Source organism: Cupriavidus sp. USMAA2-4, from assembly GCF_001854305.1.
Lineage (GTDB): Bacteria > Pseudomonadota > Gammaproteobacteria > Burkholderiales > Burkholderiaceae > Cupriavidus > Cupriavidus malaysiensis.
On record NZ_CP017748.1, the window covers coordinates 237124 to 253623 of the forward strand.

Below are 16500 nucleotides of genomic sequence, written 5' to 3' on the forward strand. Positions count from 1 at the left end.
GTGCGCCAAGGCGGCGCGGAAGCGGGCTCAGGCGCTGCCCAGCGCCGCGCGGGCGCGCGCGATGAGCGTGGTGGTGGAAGCGTCGTGGGGAGCGGCGGCGGCGCCGTTCAGTTCGGCCTCGATCGGGCGTGCCAGCAGCTTGCCGAGTTCGACGCCCCACTGGTCGAAGGAATTGATATTCCAGATCACGCCCTGCACGAAGGTCCGGTGTTCGTATAGCGCGATCAGCGCTCCCAGCGTGTGCGGGGTCACGTCCTGCATCAGCAGGGTGTTGCTGGGGCGGTTGCCATCGAACACCATGTGCGAGACGCAGGCATCGTCTGCCGTGCCGCCGGCGCGGACTTCTTCGGCGGTGCGGCCGCGCATCAGCGCCTCGGCCTGGGCGAAGCAGTTGGCCAGCAGCTTGGCGTGGTGCCCGGGCAGCGCGCGCGGCGGCCGCAACGGCGCGATGAAGTCCACCGGCACGATCTGCGAGCCCTGGTGGATCATCTGGAAGTAGGCGTGCTGGCCGTTGGTGCCGGCGCTGCCCCATACCACCGGCGACGTGTGGGCGTGGACGCGCCGCCCGTCCAGCTGGACCGACTTGCCGTTGCTCTCCATCTCCAGCTGTTGCAGGAAGGCCGGAAACAGTTCGAGCGAAGTCGAGTAGGGCGCGAGGCAACTGGTCGACATGCCGCAGAAATTGCGGTACCAGATGCCCAGCATCGCCATCACGACCGGCATGTTGGCCGGCAGCGGGGCCGTGCGGAAGTGTTCGTCCATGGCGCGCCCGCCGGCCAGCAGTTCGGCGAAGGCATCGTAGCCGAGCGCCAGCACGATCGACAGGCCCACCGAGGACCAGAGCGAGAAGCGTCCGCCGACCCAGTCCCAGAATTCGAACATATTGGCCGGGTCGATGCCGAAGGCGCGCACGGCCTCCACATTGGTCGAGACCGCGACGAAATGCCGGGACAACTGGTTTTCCGCGACGCCGTTGTCGAGGAACCAGCGCCGCGCGCTGCCGGCGTTGGCCATGGTCTCCAGCGTGGTGAAGGTCTTGGAGCAGACGATCACCAGGGTGTGTTCGGGGTCGACGCGCGACAGGGTCTCGGCCAGCTCGGTGCCGTCGACATTGGAAACGAAGTGCAGGCGCAGGCGATTGCCCGGCAGGTGCGCGAGGGCCCGGCAGACCATGCGTGGTCCCAGGTCCGAGCCGCCGATGCCGAGATTGATCACATCGGTGATGCGCTTGCCGCTGGCGCCGGTCCACTGGCCGCCGCGCACGCGTTCGGAGAAATCGCGCATGCGCTCGCGCACAGCCTGGATCGCCGGCATGACCGGGGCGCCGTCGACCTGGTAGCCGGCCTCCGGCAGGGCGCGCAGCGCCATGTGCAGCGCGGCGCGGTGCTCCGTCGCGTTGATCTGGTCGCCAGCGAACATGGCGTCACGGCGCTCGTTGAGCCCGGCCTCGTCGGCCAGCTGCATCAGCAGGGCGAGCGTCTGCGGCGTGACGCGGTTCTTGGCGTAGTCGAGGTACAGCCCTGCGGCTTCCAGTGAGAACTGTGCGACGCGCTGGCCGGCATCGGGCGCGTCGAACCAGTCGCGCATCTGCTGCTCGCGAATGGCCTCATGGTGCTGCTGGAGGGCGTCCCAAGCGTGAAGATTTGTGGGCATGCGTGGCAATCAGTGGCTTCGGGCCCGCTGCGCGGGCGCTGTGGTTGCATCGCCAAGTATAACGTGCGTGCGCGTGGCGCAGAGGTGACTCGCCCGCCTACTCGCACCCGACCATCGGAGGGGCCGTCCTCAGCGCCGGGACTGCCAGCGCGTCGCGGCCGCCCGCAGCAGCGGTTCGCCGCCGGCCACGCACAGGCCGCCGAGGCAGATCACGCCGATGCCCAGGGCCGTCGTCCAGTCCGGCAATTGTTCGAAGGCGAGGTAGCCGATGGTCGTGGCCGACAGGATCTGCAGGTAAAGGAAGGGGCTCAGGAACGATGCGTCGGCATACTGGAAGGCGCGGATGACGAAATAGTGGCCGAGCGAGCCGGTCAGGCCGGCCGACAGCAGCAGTGCGCACTGGGCGGGCGTCGGCATGGTCTCGAACCAGAAGGCGGGCACCAGCAGGGAGGTCAGGCAGGCGCCTGTCACGCCGCTCCAGATCAAGGTGGTGAGCGGCGCATCATGCGCCGCGATGCGCCGGGTCAGCATCTGCATCAGCGCGAACACCAGGGCCGAGAAGAGCCCCAGCGCGATGCCGACCGGGCTGAGCTCGCCGCCGGGGCGCACCACCACCAGCATGCCGGCGAAACCAACCGCCACGCCGGCCCAGCGGCTCCAGCGCGCATGGCGCCCCGGGCGTTCTCCCAGCAGCCACGGCGACAGCGCCACCACGAACAGCGGGGCGCAGAAATTCAGGGCAGTGGCCTGCGCCAGCGGCATCAAGCGCAGCACGCTGAAGAAGACGACGGTGGAAACCAGCATCAGCCCGCCGCGCAGCCACTGCAGGCCGGGGCGCGCGGGCCGCCACTGCCGGCGCCAGCCGGCCGGCCCGAGCAGCAGGAAGACCGCCGCGACATGGCCGACGTAGCGTACCCAGGCAACCGCCATCACCGGCAGGCCCTGCTGCGTCAGCGTCTTGCTGGTAGCGTCGAGCAGACTCAGCACCCATTGCCCGATCACCAGCAGCGCGATGCCTGTCAGCAACTGGCGCCGCGCGGGGCTGCTCAGGGAAATGCCGCCGGCGCCGCTCATGCCCGCACGGGCTCCCGCAGCAGTGCATTGAGGATGGCGCGCGCGGGCAGGTAGAGTTCACTGGCGGTCAGGCCGGCAGGGCCTTCGCCGGCGGCTGTCAGACGGTCGGCGGCGCGGCCGTGGATCCAGGTGCCGGCGCAGGCGGCCTGCGTGGCGGACATGCCCTGCGCCAGCAGCGCGCCGATCATGCCGGCCAGCACGTCGCCGGTGCCGGCGCTGGCCAGGCCGGCATTGCCGCTCGGATTGAGCGCCGGTACGGCGCCGTCGGTCCCCGCGATCACGCTGCCAGAACCCTTGAGCACCACCGTGGCCTGCCACTGCGCAGCCAATGCCCTGGCAGCCGCCAGCCGGTCGCGCTGCACCGCCTCGACGCTGCTGCCGAGCAGGCGCGCGGCTTCCAGCGGATGCGGCGTCAGCACGCGCGGCGATGCCAGTGCCCGCAGCGCCTGCGCTGCGCCGGCATCGGCGGCCAGCATGTTCAGGGCGTCCGCATCGAGCACGAGCGCCGCCCGCAGTCCGGCGAGGGCATGCAGCAATTGCGTGAAGTGTTGCCGCGAGGTGGCGCCGGCACCCATGCCCGGCCCGATCACCAGGGTCGACATGGCGGCGAGGTCCAGGTCGGCCAGCGCGTGCAGCATCAGTTCGGGATGCATGGGGTCGAAGGCCGGCGCCGAGGGCGCGAGGAAGCCGATATGGACGCGGCCGGCTCCCAGGAACTGTGCCGCGCGCGCGCCCAGCAGCGGCGCGCCCACCATGCCGGCGTTGCCGCCGATGATCGCCAGCGAGCCGAAGGTGCCCTTGTTGCTGTCGTGGCGCCGTGCCGGCAGAGCGGCGGCGAACACGGCGGGTCCGTTGACCCAGGCCGCCGGCAGGCCGGGCGGGGGATAGGCCAGGCCGAGCGGCGCGATATCGATCGCGCCGGCGCGGTCGCGCCCGTCCAGGGTCAGCAGCCCCGGCTTGGCGGCGAGGAAGGTGAGGGTGCGCGCCGCCTGCACGGCCGGCTTGCCGGCACCGGTGTCGGCGAACAGGCCGCTGGGCACGTCGAGCGCGAAGACCGGCAGGCCGGAGGCGTTGACGTGGGCGATCCAGTCGGCGATGCGTCCGCCGGCCGGGCGGTTCAGGCCGATGCCGAGCAGGCCGTCCAGGATGGCCGCCGTGCCGGCCGGCCAGTCGGGCAGTGCGCCCGGCTGCGCAGCCGCATCGGTGCCCACCTGTGTGCCGAACTCGCGCAGCGGCACCCCGGCCGCGCGCGCCTCCTGCCAGGCACGGCCGGCGTCGGCCGGCAGCTTGAGCGGATCGGCGGCCAGCCAGGCCTCGACCTGCCGGCCGGCGCGGTGCAGGACGGTGGCCGCCACCAGGGCATCGCCGCCGTTGTTGCCGGGGCCTGCCAGGCACAGCAGCGGGCCTTGCGGCATATGCCGCGCCAGCCAGCCGGCGGCGGCGGTGCCGGCACGCGCCATCAGCGTGAAGGGTGGCAGCGCGGCCTGTGCGGCGTGCTCGATGGCACGCACGCCGGCCGTGTCGTACAGCGGGATGCGGGTGGCGCTGGCAGCGTCGAGCGCGAACCAGTCGTCGGTGGCGGTCGGCGCGTGGGACATGGCGGGCCCGCGCTCAGGCCGCCGGGCGCACGATCGCTTCCAGCGCCAGGGCGATGCCCAGCAGCCCGGCGTCGTGCAGCGGACCGTGCGACAGCATCAGGCCGACCGGCAGTTCGCCGGCCGCGTGGCAGGGCAGGGAGATCGAGCAGCCGTCCAGGAAGTTGAAGGCGGAGGTGTTGCGCAGCAGCAGGCCGTTGGTGCGGAAGAACAGCGCATCGTCGGCGAGCAGCGGATCCAGCGGTGGCGCCACCATCGGCACGGTCGGACAGACGATGGCGTCGAAGCCGGCCAGCCGCGCCTGCACGCGGGCGATCCAATCCAGGCGGGCGCGCATCAGGTCGACGTAGTCGGCAGCGCTCATGGCGGCGCCGCGCTCGATGCGCATGGCCACGCGCGGATCGTACTGGGCACGCCGGGTGGCCAGCAGGTGGCGATGGATCGACCAGGCTTCGGCCGCGGTGAAGCCGCCCGCGGCATTGAGCCCCGGCAACTCCTCGAGCTCCGGCAGCTCGATGTGCTCGATGCGCACGCCGGCCGCCGACAGGCGCCCGAGCGCGCGGTCGAAGGCCTGCGCCACCACCGGTTCCAGGTCATCCTGCAGGTATTGCCGCGCGACCGCCAGGCGGATGGCCGCCGGAGCCTTGCCGATCGGCATGGCCGGGGTGTCGGCCAGCACGCTGTCCACCAGCACGCAGCCGCTCACGCTGCGCGTCATGGCGCAGGCGGTGTCCAGCGTGTACGAGAGCGGAAAGGCGCCGGTGAGCGGGACGCGGCGGGTGGTCGGCTTGAAGCCGGTGAGACCGCACAGTGCCGCCGGGATGCGGATCGAGCCCCCGGTATCGCTGCCGAGCCCGGCGACTGCCAGCCCCAGCGCCACCGAGACGGCGGCACCCGAGGAGGACCCGCCGGGAACGCGCGCGACGGCGGGGTCGAGCGGATTGCGCGGGGTACCGAAATGGGGGTTGATGCCGACGCCGGAAAAGGCGAACTCGCTCATATTGGTGCGCCCCACCAGCGCGGCGCCGGCATGGCGCAGGCGTGCCACGACCGCCGCGTCCGCATCGGCCGGCGCGGCGTCGTCGCGCGCGATGGCGGCGGCCCGCGTGACCTCGCCGGCGATATCGAACAGGTCCTTGATGGACACCGGCAGGCCGGCCAGCGGATGCAGCGGCTGGCCCGCCAGCGCTGCGGCGTCGGCGGCGCGGGCCACGCGCAGGGCCTCGTCGAAACTGGTCTGCAGGAACACGGAGCGCGCGGCCGGTCCGGCGGCGGCGGCCTGGGCGGCTTCGACGATGGCGGTGCGGCTGGTGGTGCCGGCGCGCAGGCTGGCTTGCAGGGTATCGAGGTCGGGCAGCATCATGGCGGGGGAGCGGCAGGCGCGCAGGCCTGGATTGACGGGGCTCGCGGAACCGGAGCGGATCGGTCGAGTCTAGCGAGGTGCGCCAGCGTGCGCAACCATGCCCCGGGGACCGCCTGCCCGAGAGGGCTGGCAGCGGTGGCCCGCGGTGGTCATGTGGGCGAATTGCCAATAAACTGTCAAGAAAACTGCCGCCAATCAACGCTCGATCCACCCCCAAGCCACCGTCAGCCTGCCACCAGTGCTGACGCCAGCGCCGCCACCAGTGTGCCGCCAGCGAGCCGCCGGCAGGCGGGTCCGGCCGGTGGTGCCGGCGGCAGTCCTTGTTTCCGCCTCGCGTGCCGGCATGGGCAGGCACGCCGCGCAGATCGCATTCAGGAGTATTTCGATGGCACGCAAGCCAGTCCAGGCCGACCCGGCCGCCGTCCCGGCCGTCACCCCGGAAGCGGCGCCCATCCCGCTGCAGCGCGCGGTGGGTCCCAACATCGTTTCCTCGGCCCACCTGGTCTCGGCGCGCAGCCCGGAACTGTCGGAGTTCGAGTTCGGCCTGAACACGGCCTACAACGCCTACAGCCGCTGGGTGGTGCGTTGCATGGGGGCGGCCGGTGTGCACGATCTGACCTTCCTCGACGTGCTGGTACTGCATCACGTCAACCACCGCGGCCGCGCCAAGCGGCTGGCCGACATCTGCTTCGTGCTGAACGTGGAGGACACCCATCTCGTCACCTACGCCCTGAAGAAGCTGCAGGGCCTTGGCCTGGCGGCGGGGGAGCGGGTCGGCAAGGAGGCCACCTATTCGACCACGCCTGCCGGTGCCGAGGCCTGCGCCCGCTACCGCGAGATCCGCGAGCAATGCCTGACCAGCAATATGACGCCTGGCAGTGCCGAGAACGCGGAGATCGGCGAACTGGCGCGCCTGCTGCGCGTGCTGACCGGCCTGTACGAGCAGGCAGCGCGCTCCGCGACCTCCTTGTAGCAGAGCGGGCCGGGCGGTAACGCCGTGCCGGCCGCGACCGGCGCGACGGACGCGCGCGGAGCAGGGTGCAGGCGGAGGCGCGCCACGCGGGCCCGGGCAGCAGTCAGCGCGGGCGCGGGACGTTCCCTGCACATCCCTTCTCTGCGGACGGCCCGGCAGGCGGATCCGGGCAGGTCTGGATGCGTCGCCGCACTGCGGGAAACGCCCCTCGCTAAGGTATAATTCCATGCTTTCGCTGCCGGACGCCCCACTCAGCGGCGCCCGCCGGCTGCAGTCCACTCCTCCTACGCCTCCCGACCGCTCAGATCATGGCGCATTTCTCGTGCTTCCCCGGCGCTTTGGCGCTTTCCGCCTTCCGCCAGCAACGCCTGCTCACGGCCCTCAAGCAGATCGACGCCGACATCGAATCGGTGCACGGCCAATTCGTGCATTTCGTCGACAGCAACGCGCCGCTCTCGGCCGAAGACCAAAGCCGCATCGCAGCGCTGCTCACCTACGGCGCACCGTTCGCCGCGCAGCCCGAGGGTGACCGCTTCGTCGTGATTCCGCGTTTCGGCACCATCTCGCCCTGGGCCAGCAAGGCTACCGATATCGCGCACAACTGCGGCCTGACGCACGTGCACCGCATCGAGCGCGGCATCGAGATCACGGTGGTCTGCAAGAAGGGGCTGCTGCGCGGCCGCAAGGCGCTGGACGCCGGCACGCGCGCGGCTGTCGCCGCCCACCTGTTCGACCGCATGACCGAGACCGTGGTGGCCACGCGGGAGGAGGCCGCCGGCCTGTTCGAGGAACTGCCGGCCAAGCCGCTGCGCTTCATCGACATCGCGGGCGGCCGCCCGGCACTGGCGCAGGCCAACGTGGAAATGGGCCTGGCGCTGTCGGAAGATGAGATCGACTACCTGATCGACGCCTACGCCAAGCTCGGCCGCAACCCGACCGACGTCGAACTGATGATGTTCGCGCAGGCCAATAGCGAGCACTGCCGGCACAAGATCTTCAACGCCACCTGGACCATCGACGGCGTGCAGCAGGACAAGTCGCTGTTCGCCATGATCCGCAACACGCACCAGCTCAATCCGCAGGGCTCGATCGTGGCCTACTCGGACAACTCGGCGGTGATGGAAGGTGACGTGGCCGAGCGCTGGTTCCCGCGCGGCGAGGGCCAGCAGTATGGCCGCCACCAGGCGCTCACGCACACCTTGATGAAGGTGGAGACGCACAACCACCCGACCGCCATCTCCCCGTTCCCGGGCGCCTCCACCGGCGCCGGCGGCGAGATCCGCGACGAGGGCGCGACCGGCCGCGGCGCCAAGCCCAAGGCCGGCCTGACCGGCTTCACCGTGTCCAACCTGATGCTGCCGGATGCGCTCGAGGCGTGGGAGAACGACCGCGATGCAGCCCAGCCGCTGGCGCACCGTAATCCGGACGACAAGCCGGGCGTGACCGGCAAGCCCGAGCGCATCGCCTCGCCGCTGCAGATCATGATCGACGGCCCGCTCGGCGGCGCCGCCTTCAACAATGAATTCGGCCGTGCCAACCTGGGCGGCTACTTCCGCGTCTACGAGCAGAACGTGGGCGGCACGGTGCGTGGCTACCACAAGCCCATCATGATCGCCGGCGGCATCGGCAACATCGACGCCAGCCACACGCACAAGGATGGCGTGCCGGCCGGCTCGCTGCTGATCCAGCTCGGCGGCCCCGGCATGCGTATCGGCATGGGCGGCGGCGCGGCCAGCTCGATGGCCACCGGCACCAATACCGCCGACCTGGACTTCGACTCCGTGCAGCGCGGCAACCCCGAGATGGAGCGCCGCGCGCAGGAAGTCATCAATGCCTGCTGGCAGCTCGGCGACGCCAACCCCATCCTGTCGATCCACGACGTGGGTGCCGGCGGTATCTCCAACGCCTTCCCCGAGATCGTCGACGGTGCCGGCCGCGGCGCACGCTTCGACCTGCGCCAGGTGCACCTGGAAGAGTCGGGCATGAGCCCGGCCGAGATCTGGTGCAACGAGTCGCAGGAGCGCTACGTGCTGGCCATCGCGCCGGATTCGCTGCCGCTGTTCCAGGCCATGTGCGAACGCGAGCGCTCGCCCTTCGCCGTGGTCGGCGTGGCCACCGAGGAAAAGCAGCTGCAGCTGGTAGATTCCAGCGTGGACGCCGCCCTCAAGGATCACTACGCCGTCGACATGCCGATGGACGTGCTGCTGGGCAAGCCGCCGCGCATGCACCGTGACGTCACCCACGTCGAGCAGGCGCTGCCGCCGGTCGACGTCACCGGCGTGGCGCTGGAGCAGGCCGTGCGCGACGTGCTGCGCCATCCCACCGTGGCCAGCAAGTCCTTCCTGATCACCATCGGCGACCGCACCGTGGGCGGCATGAACGCGCGCGACCAGTTCGTCGGCCCGTGGCAGGTGCCGGTGGCCGACGTGGCCGTGACCACGCTCGACTACAAGGGCCGCGCCGGCGAGGCCATGACCATGGGCGAGCGCACCCCGCTGGCCGTGATCGACGCGCCCGCCTCGGGCCGCATGGCCATCGGCGAGGCGCTGACCAACCTGGCCGCCGCCTCCGTCAAGGACCTGGGCAAGGTCAAGCTGTCGGCCAACTGGATGGCAGCCTGCGGCGTGGCCGGCGAGGACGCCAAGCTGTACGACACCGTCAAGGCGGTGGGCATGGACCTGTGCCCGGCACTGGGCATCAGCATCCCGGTGGGCAAGGATTCCCTGTCGATGCGCACCAAGTGGCAGGACGAGGGCGTGGACAAGGAAGTGGTGGCGCCGGTGTCGCTGATCATCTCGGCCTTCGCCGCCGTCGATGACACCGACCGCACGCTGACCCCGCAACTGCGCACCGACCAGGGCGAGACGGTGCTGATCGCCATCGACCTGGGCCGCGGCAAGAACCGCATGGGCGGCAGCATCCTGGCGCAGGTGACGCAGCAGGTCGGCGACAGCGCGCCGGACGTGGACAGCGCCGAAGACCTGAAGCAGTTCTTCAACGTGATCCAGCGCCTGAACCGCGAAGGCAAGCTGCTGGCCTACCACGACCGTTCCGATGGCGGCTTCCTGGCCACGCTGGCCGAGATGGCCTTCGCCGGCCACACCGGCGTGTCGCTCAATGTCGACATGCTGACGCTGGAGCCGGGCCAGGAACAGGACTACGGCGATGCCAAGAACTGGGCCCAGCAGATCGCCGAGCGCCGCAACGACCAGACCCTGCGCGCGCTGTTCTCGGAAGAACTGGGCGCGGTGATCCAGGTGCGCCGCGACGAGCGCGACGCGGTCTTCGCCGTGCTGCGCGAGGCGGGCCTGTCGGCCTGCAGCCATGTGGTCGGCAAGCCCAACACGAGCGACCAGTTCGAGATCTTCCGCGACGCCAAGAAGGTCTACAGCGCGCCGCGCAGCGAACTGCAGCGCAACTGGAGCGAAGTGAGCTGGCGCATCGCGCGCCTGCGCGACAACCCGGCCTGCGCCGACAGCGAATACGAACGCGTGCTCGACGCCGCCGACCCCGGCATCTCGCCCGTGCTGACGTTCGATCCGGCCGAAGACATCGCCGCGCCCTTCATCGCCAGCGGCGCGCGTCCGCGCGTGGCCATCCTGCGCGAGCAGGGCGTGAACTCGCAGATCGAGATGGCGTACAGCATGGACCGCGCTGGCTTCGACACCTACGACGTGCACATGAGCGACCTGATCGCCGGCCGCGCCAAGCTGTCCGATTTCACCGGCTTCGTGGCCTGCGGCGGCTTCAGCTACGGCGACGTGCTGGGCGCGGGCGAGGGCTGGGCCAAGACCATCCTGTTCAACGCGCAGATGGCGGAGCAGTTCGCCGCCTTCTTCAACCGCCAGGACACCTTCGCGCTGGGTGTGTGCAACGGCTGCCAGATGATGAGCAACCTGGCCCCGATCATTCCGGGCGCCGGTGCCTGGCCCAAGTTCACGCGCAACCAGTCCGAGCAGTACGAAGCGCGCTTCGTCACCGTGGAAGTGCAGTCCTCGCCGTCGATCTTCTTCGCCGGCATGGAAGGCAGCCGCATCCCCATCGTGGTGGCGCACGGCGAGGGTTTCGCCGATTTCTCGCAACAGGGCGACCAGGGCAAGGTCGACGTGGCGCTGCGCTTCGTCGACAACCGCGGCGCGGTCACCCAGACCTATCCGCTCAACCCGAACGGCTCGCCGGACGGCATCACCTCGGTGACCACCACCGACGGCCGCTTCACCGTGCTGATGCCGCACCCCGAGCGCGTCTTCCGCGCCGCCACCATGAGCTGGGCGCCGGACGCCTGGAAGCAGGTGGCCGACGGCGGCAGCCCGTGGATGCGCATGTTCCGCAACGCGCGCAAGTGGGTGGGGTAAGACAGTAGCGGCAGCTGGCAGCTGTTGCGATTGCTGTTGGTATGACGCGGCGCCTTGATGGCGCCGCGTTGCCTTGAGGCTCAGGCCGCGTGCTTCAGCGGATGGACGTGCAACTCACCACGCCTTTGCTCGACGAGCCAGAGGTCATAGGCGGCTTGGTGCGCGAGCCAGGATTCGGCGCTCTTGCCGAACGCGATTTCCAGGCGCACGGCCATTTCCGGGCTGGCCTGCGGGCACCTGCATGCGCTGCTGCAGGCCATCGCAGAATTGAGCGATGGCGATGCGGTGATTTCCGGCCTGGCCGACCTCGGTGCCGGCCTGGCCCTGGAACTGTCCGGGCGCATGCATGGCACGGGTGGCGCTCTGCAGGCGCGGGTGCGTATCGGCTGAGGCAGCCAAGGGCAGCACGTTCCGCGGCGGCCCGGCAGGCCGCCGCCCAGTGTTTCATCAGGGCCGCCCACCCATGGTCGCCGCCCATGCCGGCGTCGGCATCCCTGTCATGGTTGAAAGAAGCCCGGGAGCGCCGCGGAGACTGGATTCGATGTATTAATGGATATTCATTTAGAATCCGCTTTTTCCGATGCGGATTCTGATGCCTCGATCTCTCGGATGGCGGCCGGATTATCATGTCTCCCCCGTTGGGACAAGGTCTTCCTTTCCCAATCAGGGTACGTGGTGGCGGCGAGGAGTGCGGTGAAAGTGCTGGGTGAAGCGCTGGAAAATATCCTTCCGATAAACCCGTGCCGCGTGGCATGGCTGCCGACGGCGTGGCGGGCTCAGCCGGCGCGGAACTGCAGGCTCCATGGCTGATAGAGGCAGCGCAGCGCACGCTTGGCGCCGATCACGCCGGCCGCCGCGGGCGCACGCCCGACGACCTGCAAGGTGGCCCAGCCCAGCCGTGCCACCTTAGCCTCGCCATAGCGGTCGCGCGCCGGCAGCTGCCCGCGCCACGCCTTGCGGCCGGCCTGCAGTTGCGGCGGAATGGCTGTCGCCAGGGCGCAGTAGCCCCATCCGGCCGATTGCAGGCGCCAGATCTGCCAGGGCTTGCGCCGTGGCAGTGCCTGCGTGCCATCGCCGTGTGCGTCGACGGCGGTGCTTGGGCGTTCGGACCGCCGTGGGGCGGCTGCGCGTGGGGTGGCGGCGAAGAGAGAGCGCAAAGGCTTCCGCATATTCAGAGCATTCATAGGTTGGTGGAGTCGTTTCCCGCTGAGGAGTGGCCAGGATTAATCCATACTATACCCTAGGTTGGCGTCATGCTTTCTCTCAAATGGTGTCGGGGGGCGGAAAGGGTGGGGTCTGACCATAATCAGATTTTTCTGATCCAATCTTAGGATTCGGCTGCTTTATCGGAATGTGCTTCGGTCGAGATAATGGGGTCCTCTTTCGGGAGAACCTCACTACCAACCTTCACAGGAGCACAATATGTCCAAGCAGATCCGCATGGCCCTCATCGCCGCCGCCGCCACCGCCTCCACCTTCGGCGCCAGCTCGGCCATGGCCGCCGACGGCACCATCAACTTCACCGGCAGCATCATCGCCGCCTCTTGCAGCCTCGTCGGCGGCAGCGGCACCAACGTGACCGGTGGCAAGGGTGATCAGATCATCGACGTCAAGCTCGGCAAGGTCACCACCGATTCGCTGGGTGGCACCGCAGGCGGCAACATCATCGCCGGCACCTCGATCAACCTCGACCTGAACTGCGACAACTCCGCCGCAGGCCTGAAGACGGTCAAGGTTCGCTTCGACCCGGCCTCCGGCTCGGGTATCGACACGCATAACAACAAGCTGCTCGCCACCACCGGCCCGACCGACGACAAGGCCACCGGCGTGGGCATCGGCCTGTACAACGGCAAGAACGAGCTGCTGGACCTGAGCGGCAACAGCGTGATCGAGGGCGATCTGGAAAAGGGCGCCGACGACAAGTACACGGCAAAGCTGGCGCTGCGCGCGGGTTACGTGAAGAACGGCGCCGCCGTCGCTGCCGGCCAGGCCAACGGCACGCTGCCCTTCACGCTGACCTACGAGTAATCCCCCCCAACCCTCCGGGCTGCGCGGGGGGCCCAGGCCTCCCGCCCGTCCGGATACTACGGAATCCAATATGAAACGCTCTCACATTGCTGGGCTGGCCCTGGCCGGCTCTCTGGGGCTGGCTTCGGGCGCGTCGCTCGCCGGCATCACGCTCGACGGTACCCGCGTCGTGCTGGCCGCGCCGAGCAAGGAGGCGTCGGTGCTGGTCCGTAACCGTGCGGCGGCTGACGTCATGATCCAGGCCTGGATCGACGGCGCCGACGACAAGGCGGACGTGCCGTTCGCCATCACGCCGACGCTTGGCCGCCTGGGTGCGGAGAAACAGCAGACGCTTCGCATTCTTTACTACGGCCAAGGGCTTCCCACCGACCGCGAATCGGTCTTCTGGGTCAACGTGCAGGAGATCCCGCAGAAGCCCAAGGACGAGAACACGCTGCAGATCGCGCTGCGCCAGCGCATCAAGCTCTTCTACCGGCCTGCCGGCCTGCCCGGCGAGGCGGCCAAGGCCCCCGCGCAGCTGCGCTGGCGCCTGGTTCCGCACGATGGCAAGGCGCAGCTGGAGGTGAGCAATCCCACCGCATTCCACGTCTCGCTGGCCGGGGTCAAGCTGCACAGCGGCGGCCGTGACTACGAGGCCGCACCTGAAATGGTGCCGCCGGCCGGGACGCGCCGGTTCGAAGTGAAGGGCCTGCCGGCGGGAGCCGCCAACGCGGACGCCAAGGTTCGCTTCGACACCATCAACGACTACGGCGCCATCCAGTCGCACGAAGGCGCCACCGGCAGCTGAGGCTGTCGCCTCACAGCCGCCGCCTAACACGCCGCTTCCCCTTGATCTCCGCCACCCCCGTTCATGGATGGGGGGGGGAGGGCGCTTTGCGCCCGCCCGCGGAACGGGCTGGGAGGCGAATCACAAGAGAAAACGGTTATGGTCATCGTCAGGAAGGAAGTCATCAGGCAGTCCAGTGAACTCGGCAACGTCGCGCAGATCAGCGTGCCTTGGCTGGTCATGCTCGGGCTGGTGCTGCCCTCCGCGGGCCATGCCGTGGAATTCAACGAGTCCTTCCTGCGCAAGGGTGATGGACCGGTCGCGCTGCACTATTTCGAGAAGGGCAACGCGGTGCTGCCCGGCAGCTACGACGTCGACGTCTACCTGAACCAGTCGCTGACCCGGCGCCACACCGTGCAGTTCAGTCCGGATGCCGAAGGCCTGGTCCGGCCCGCCATCCCGCTCGGGCTGCTGCGCGCGATCGGTGTCGACGTGGCCAAGCTGGCGAAGGAGGGCCGCATCCCTGCTGGCACCGATGACAACGCTGCCGTTGACCTGTCCGCGCTGGCGGACGGCGCGGCGGTGGATTTCGAGGCGAACACGCTCTCGCTTTTCCTGAGCATTCCGCAGGCCTATGTGCTGCGCACCGCGCGCGGCTACGTGGACCCGTCGCTGTGGGATGACGGCGTGCCGGCCCTCTACACGGATTACCAGGCCACCTACAGCCGCAACGACGGCAACGGCCAGCACAGCGACTACTATTACCTCGGCCTGCGCAGCGGCTTCAATATCGGCGGCTGGCGCTTCCGCAACGAATCCTCGTTGTCGGGCTCCTCCGAGACGGGCAGCCGCTTCTCCAGCAACCGCACCTACGTGGAGCGGAATTTCGCCAGCCTGCGCGGCAAGGCGTCGGCGGGCGAACTGTACACGCCGGGCGACATCTTCGAGAGCGTGCGCTTCCTGGGCGGGCAGATCGGCACCGACCTGGCCATGCTGCCAGACGGCGAGATGGGCTTCGCACCGACCGTGCGCGGCATCGCCGAGAGCAATGCCGTGGTCGAGGTGCGCCAGAACGGCTACGTCATCTATTCGACGGCGGTGCCGCCCGGCGCGTTCGAGATCAACGACATCTATCCGAGCGGCTCCAACGGCGACCTCGAGATCCGTATCACCGAGGCCGACGGACGCGTGCGCCGCTTTACGCAGCCGTACTCCTACCTGCCGGTGATGGTGCGCCACGGCAGCCTGCGCTATGCGCTGGCCGGCGGCCAGTACCGCGGCGAAGGTTCGTCGCGCCCGAAGTTCCTGCAGGGCACCATGGTCTACGGCGTGTCCGAAGACTGGACGGCCTATGGCGGCATCCAGGCGTCGCAAGACTACGCGGCGGCCAACCTTGGCGTGGGCGTGAACACCCGCATCGGCGGCGTGTCGCTGGACGTGACGCACAGCCGCTCGCGCACGCCCAACGGCACCCGGCAGGGGCAGAGCGTCCGCTTCCTGTATTCGAAGACGGTCAATCCCACCAACACCACCTTCACCATGGTGGGCTACCGCTATTCCACGGACGGCTACCGCACCTTCAGCCAGCACGTGGACGAGACCGACCGCCCCGACGGGCAGGGCTTCCGCCGGCAGAAGAGCCGGGTGGACGTCAATATCAGCCAGCCGCTGTCGAGCGGCTCGCTGTACCTCGGCGTGGGCGACACCAGCTACTGGAGCGGCGACGGCCGCAGCCGGCGCGTGCAGCTCGGCTACAGCAGCAGCTATAAAGACATCAGCTACAGCCTGTCGGTGTCGCATACACGGGACTCGGGCCTGGCCGCCCGGCCCGAAACGCAGTTCAGCGTGTCGCTCAGCATTCCGCTGGGCAAGGTGGGGCGAACGCATCGGGCCTACGCCAACGCGGTGTCGTCGGTGCGCGGCGACTACAACCTGCAGTCCGGCGTGACGGGCTATCTGAACGATGCCAATACCGTCAACTACGGCGTGCAGGCCGGCTACAGCCGCGACGGCGGCGGTTCGGGCGGCGTCAGCCTGGGCTGGGATACGCCCACGGCCAAGCTGAGCGGCAACGCCAGCCAGAACCGCTTCGGCAGCCACGTCGATGCGAGCGCGTCGGGCTCCGTGGTGTTGCACGGCGGCGGCGTGACACTGGGCCAGCCGCTGGGCGAGACCTTTGCCGTGGTCGAGGTGCCGAAGGTGGCCGGCGTGTCGATGAGCAATTCGCCGTCGGTCCGCACCGACCGCAGCGGCTATGCCGTGGTGCCCTATCTGCAGCCCTATCGCGTGAACTGGCTCAACGTCGATCCGTCCAGCACCGGCGTCGAGACCGAGATCACCGAGAACTCCAAGATGGTGGTGCCCACCCGCGGCGCCGTGGTCAAGACGCGCTTCGAGGCCGAGACGGGCCGCCGCGTGCAGTTCGAGCTGAGCCTGGACCAGGCCGGCAAGGTGCCGTTCGGCGCCCACGCCTATGACGCCAAGGGCAGGCCGCTCGGCATGGTGGACAACCAGTCGCGCCTGCTGGTGTTCGGTATCGAGGACAAGGGCAGCATCGACGTGCGCTGGGGCGACGAGCAATGCACCGTCGGCTACGCGTTGAAGCCGCAGAACAAGGCGCTGATGTATGAGCGGCAGGTGGCGAGCTGTGTGCGCGGCGCGATGGTCACCACCGTCAAGTGATCGCCTTCCGG

At 69.3% G+C, this 16500-nt stretch carries 11 protein-coding genes; 6 read left to right on the top strand and 5 right to left on the bottom strand.

Annotated elements, in window-relative coordinates:
* Window positions 1-27 precede the first annotated feature (27 nt).
* From pgi to BKK79_RS01215, 4 genes are all read right to left on the bottom strand, one after another.
* Entirely contained in the window at window positions 28-1653 is a 1626-nt protein-coding gene (gene pgi / locus BKK79_RS01200) for a glucose-6-phosphate isomerase (RefSeq protein WP_071012909.1), read from the bottom strand.
* A 129-nt stretch (window positions 1654-1782) separates the two neighbouring features.
* Window positions 1783-2727 carry a DMT family transporter gene (locus BKK79_RS01205; RefSeq protein ID WP_071012908.1) on the bottom strand — a complete coding sequence of 315 codons (945 nt, stop codon included), beginning with the start codon at window positions 2725-2727 and terminating at the stop codon, window positions 1783-1785.
* The gene (locus BKK79_RS01210) at window positions 2724-4325 is read right to left on the bottom strand and encodes a bifunctional ADP-dependent NAD(P)H-hydrate dehydratase/NAD(P)H-hydrate epimerase (protein WP_071036886.1); all 1602 of its coding nucleotides are present in this window, start codon (window positions 4323-4325) and stop codon (window positions 2724-2726) included. Before BKK79_RS01210 ends, BKK79_RS01205 begins: the two co-directional genes overlap by 4 nt.
* Before the next feature lie 13 nt (window positions 4326-4338).
* Entirely contained in the window at window positions 4339-5682 is a 1344-nt protein-coding gene (locus tag BKK79_RS01215) for an amidase (protein WP_071016378.1), read from the bottom strand.
* 388 nt (window positions 5683-6070) lie between these two features.
* Here BKK79_RS01215 and BKK79_RS01220 point away from each other — a divergent pair, with 388 nt between their 5' ends.
* From BKK79_RS01220 to BKK79_RS40100, 3 genes are all read left to right on the top strand, one after another.
* Entirely contained in the window at window positions 6071-6658 is a 588-nt protein-coding gene (locus BKK79_RS01220) for a winged helix DNA-binding protein (RefSeq protein ID WP_071036887.1), read from the top strand.
* A gap of 308 nt (window positions 6659-6966) precedes the next feature.
* Window positions 6967-11013, top strand: coding sequence for a phosphoribosylformylglycinamidine synthase (gene purL / locus BKK79_RS01225; RefSeq protein ID WP_071012902.1), 4047 nt, complete (start codon window positions 6967-6969; stop codon window positions 11011-11013).
* A 183-nt stretch (window positions 11014-11196) separates the two neighbouring features.
* Window positions 11197-11403, top strand: a complete 207-nt coding sequence (locus BKK79_RS40100) for a hypothetical protein (protein ID WP_071036888.1) — start codon at window positions 11197-11199, stop codon at window positions 11401-11403.
* A gap of 386 nt (window positions 11404-11789) precedes the next feature.
* On the opposite strand, the gene BKK79_RS01235 is transcribed toward BKK79_RS40100, so the two are convergent.
* Window positions 11790-12182 (bottom strand): hypothetical protein, encoded by a 393-nt coding sequence (locus BKK79_RS01235; protein WP_232346248.1) that lies wholly within the window; start codon window positions 12180-12182, stop codon window positions 11790-11792.
* A 253-nt stretch (window positions 12183-12435) separates the two neighbouring features.
* Between BKK79_RS01235 and BKK79_RS01240 the strand changes: the two genes are divergently transcribed.
* The 3 genes from BKK79_RS01240 to BKK79_RS01250 all read left to right on the top strand — a co-directional run bounded on the left by BKK79_RS01240 (window position 12436) and on the right by BKK79_RS01250 (window position 16489).
* The gene (locus BKK79_RS01240) at window positions 12436-13041 is read left to right on the top strand and encodes a fimbrial protein (RefSeq protein ID WP_071036889.1); all 606 of its coding nucleotides are present in this window, start codon (window positions 12436-12438) and stop codon (window positions 13039-13041) included.
* Window positions 13042-13111: 70 nt separating this feature from the next.
* The gene (locus BKK79_RS01245) at window positions 13112-13828 is read left to right on the top strand and encodes a fimbrial biogenesis chaperone (RefSeq protein WP_071036890.1); all 717 of its coding nucleotides are present in this window, start codon (window positions 13112-13114) and stop codon (window positions 13826-13828) included.
* A gap of 138 nt (window positions 13829-13966) precedes the next feature.
* Window positions 13967-16489 carry a fimbria/pilus outer membrane usher protein gene (locus BKK79_RS01250; RefSeq protein ID WP_071036891.1) on the top strand — a complete coding sequence of 841 codons (2523 nt, stop codon included), beginning with the start codon at window positions 13967-13969 and terminating at the stop codon, window positions 16487-16489.
* Window positions 16490-16500: the final 11 nt, after the last annotated feature.

Bases quoted from the DNA above. Each gene is read 5' to 3' on its own strand.
- BKK79_RS01210 (WP_071036886.1), bottom strand. From the start codon at position 4,325: ATGTCCCACGCGCCGACCGCCACCGACGACTGGTTCGCGCTCGACGCT.
- pgi (WP_071012909.1), bottom strand. From the start codon at position 1,653: ATGCCCACAAATCTTCACGCTTGGGACGCCCTCCAGCAGCACCATGAG.
- purL (WP_071012902.1), top strand. From the start codon at position 6,967: ATGGCGCATTTCTCGTGCTTCCCCGGCGCTTTGGCGCTTTCCGCCTTC.
- BKK79_RS01220 (WP_071036887.1), top strand. From the start codon at position 6,071: ATGGCACGCAAGCCAGTCCAGGCCGACCCGGCCGCCGTCCCGGCCGTC.
- BKK79_RS01235 (WP_232346248.1), bottom strand. From the start codon at position 12,182: ATGCGGAAGCCTTTGCGCTCTCTCTTCGCCGCCACCCCACGCGCAGCC.
- BKK79_RS01205 (WP_071012908.1), bottom strand. From the start codon at position 2,727: ATGAGCGGCGCCGGCGGCATTTCCCTGAGCAGCCCCGCGCGGCGCCAG.
- BKK79_RS01250 (WP_071036891.1), top strand. From the start codon at position 13,967: ATGGTCATCGTCAGGAAGGAAGTCATCAGGCAGTCCAGTGAACTCGGC.
- BKK79_RS01240 (WP_071036889.1), top strand. From the start codon at position 12,436: ATGTCCAAGCAGATCCGCATGGCCCTCATCGCCGCCGCCGCCACCGCC.
- BKK79_RS01245 (WP_071036890.1), top strand. From the start codon at position 13,112: ATGAAACGCTCTCACATTGCTGGGCTGGCCCTGGCCGGCTCTCTGGGG.
- BKK79_RS01215 (WP_071016378.1), bottom strand. From the start codon at position 5,682: ATGCTGCCCGACCTCGATACCCTGCAAGCCAGCCTGCGCGCCGGCACC.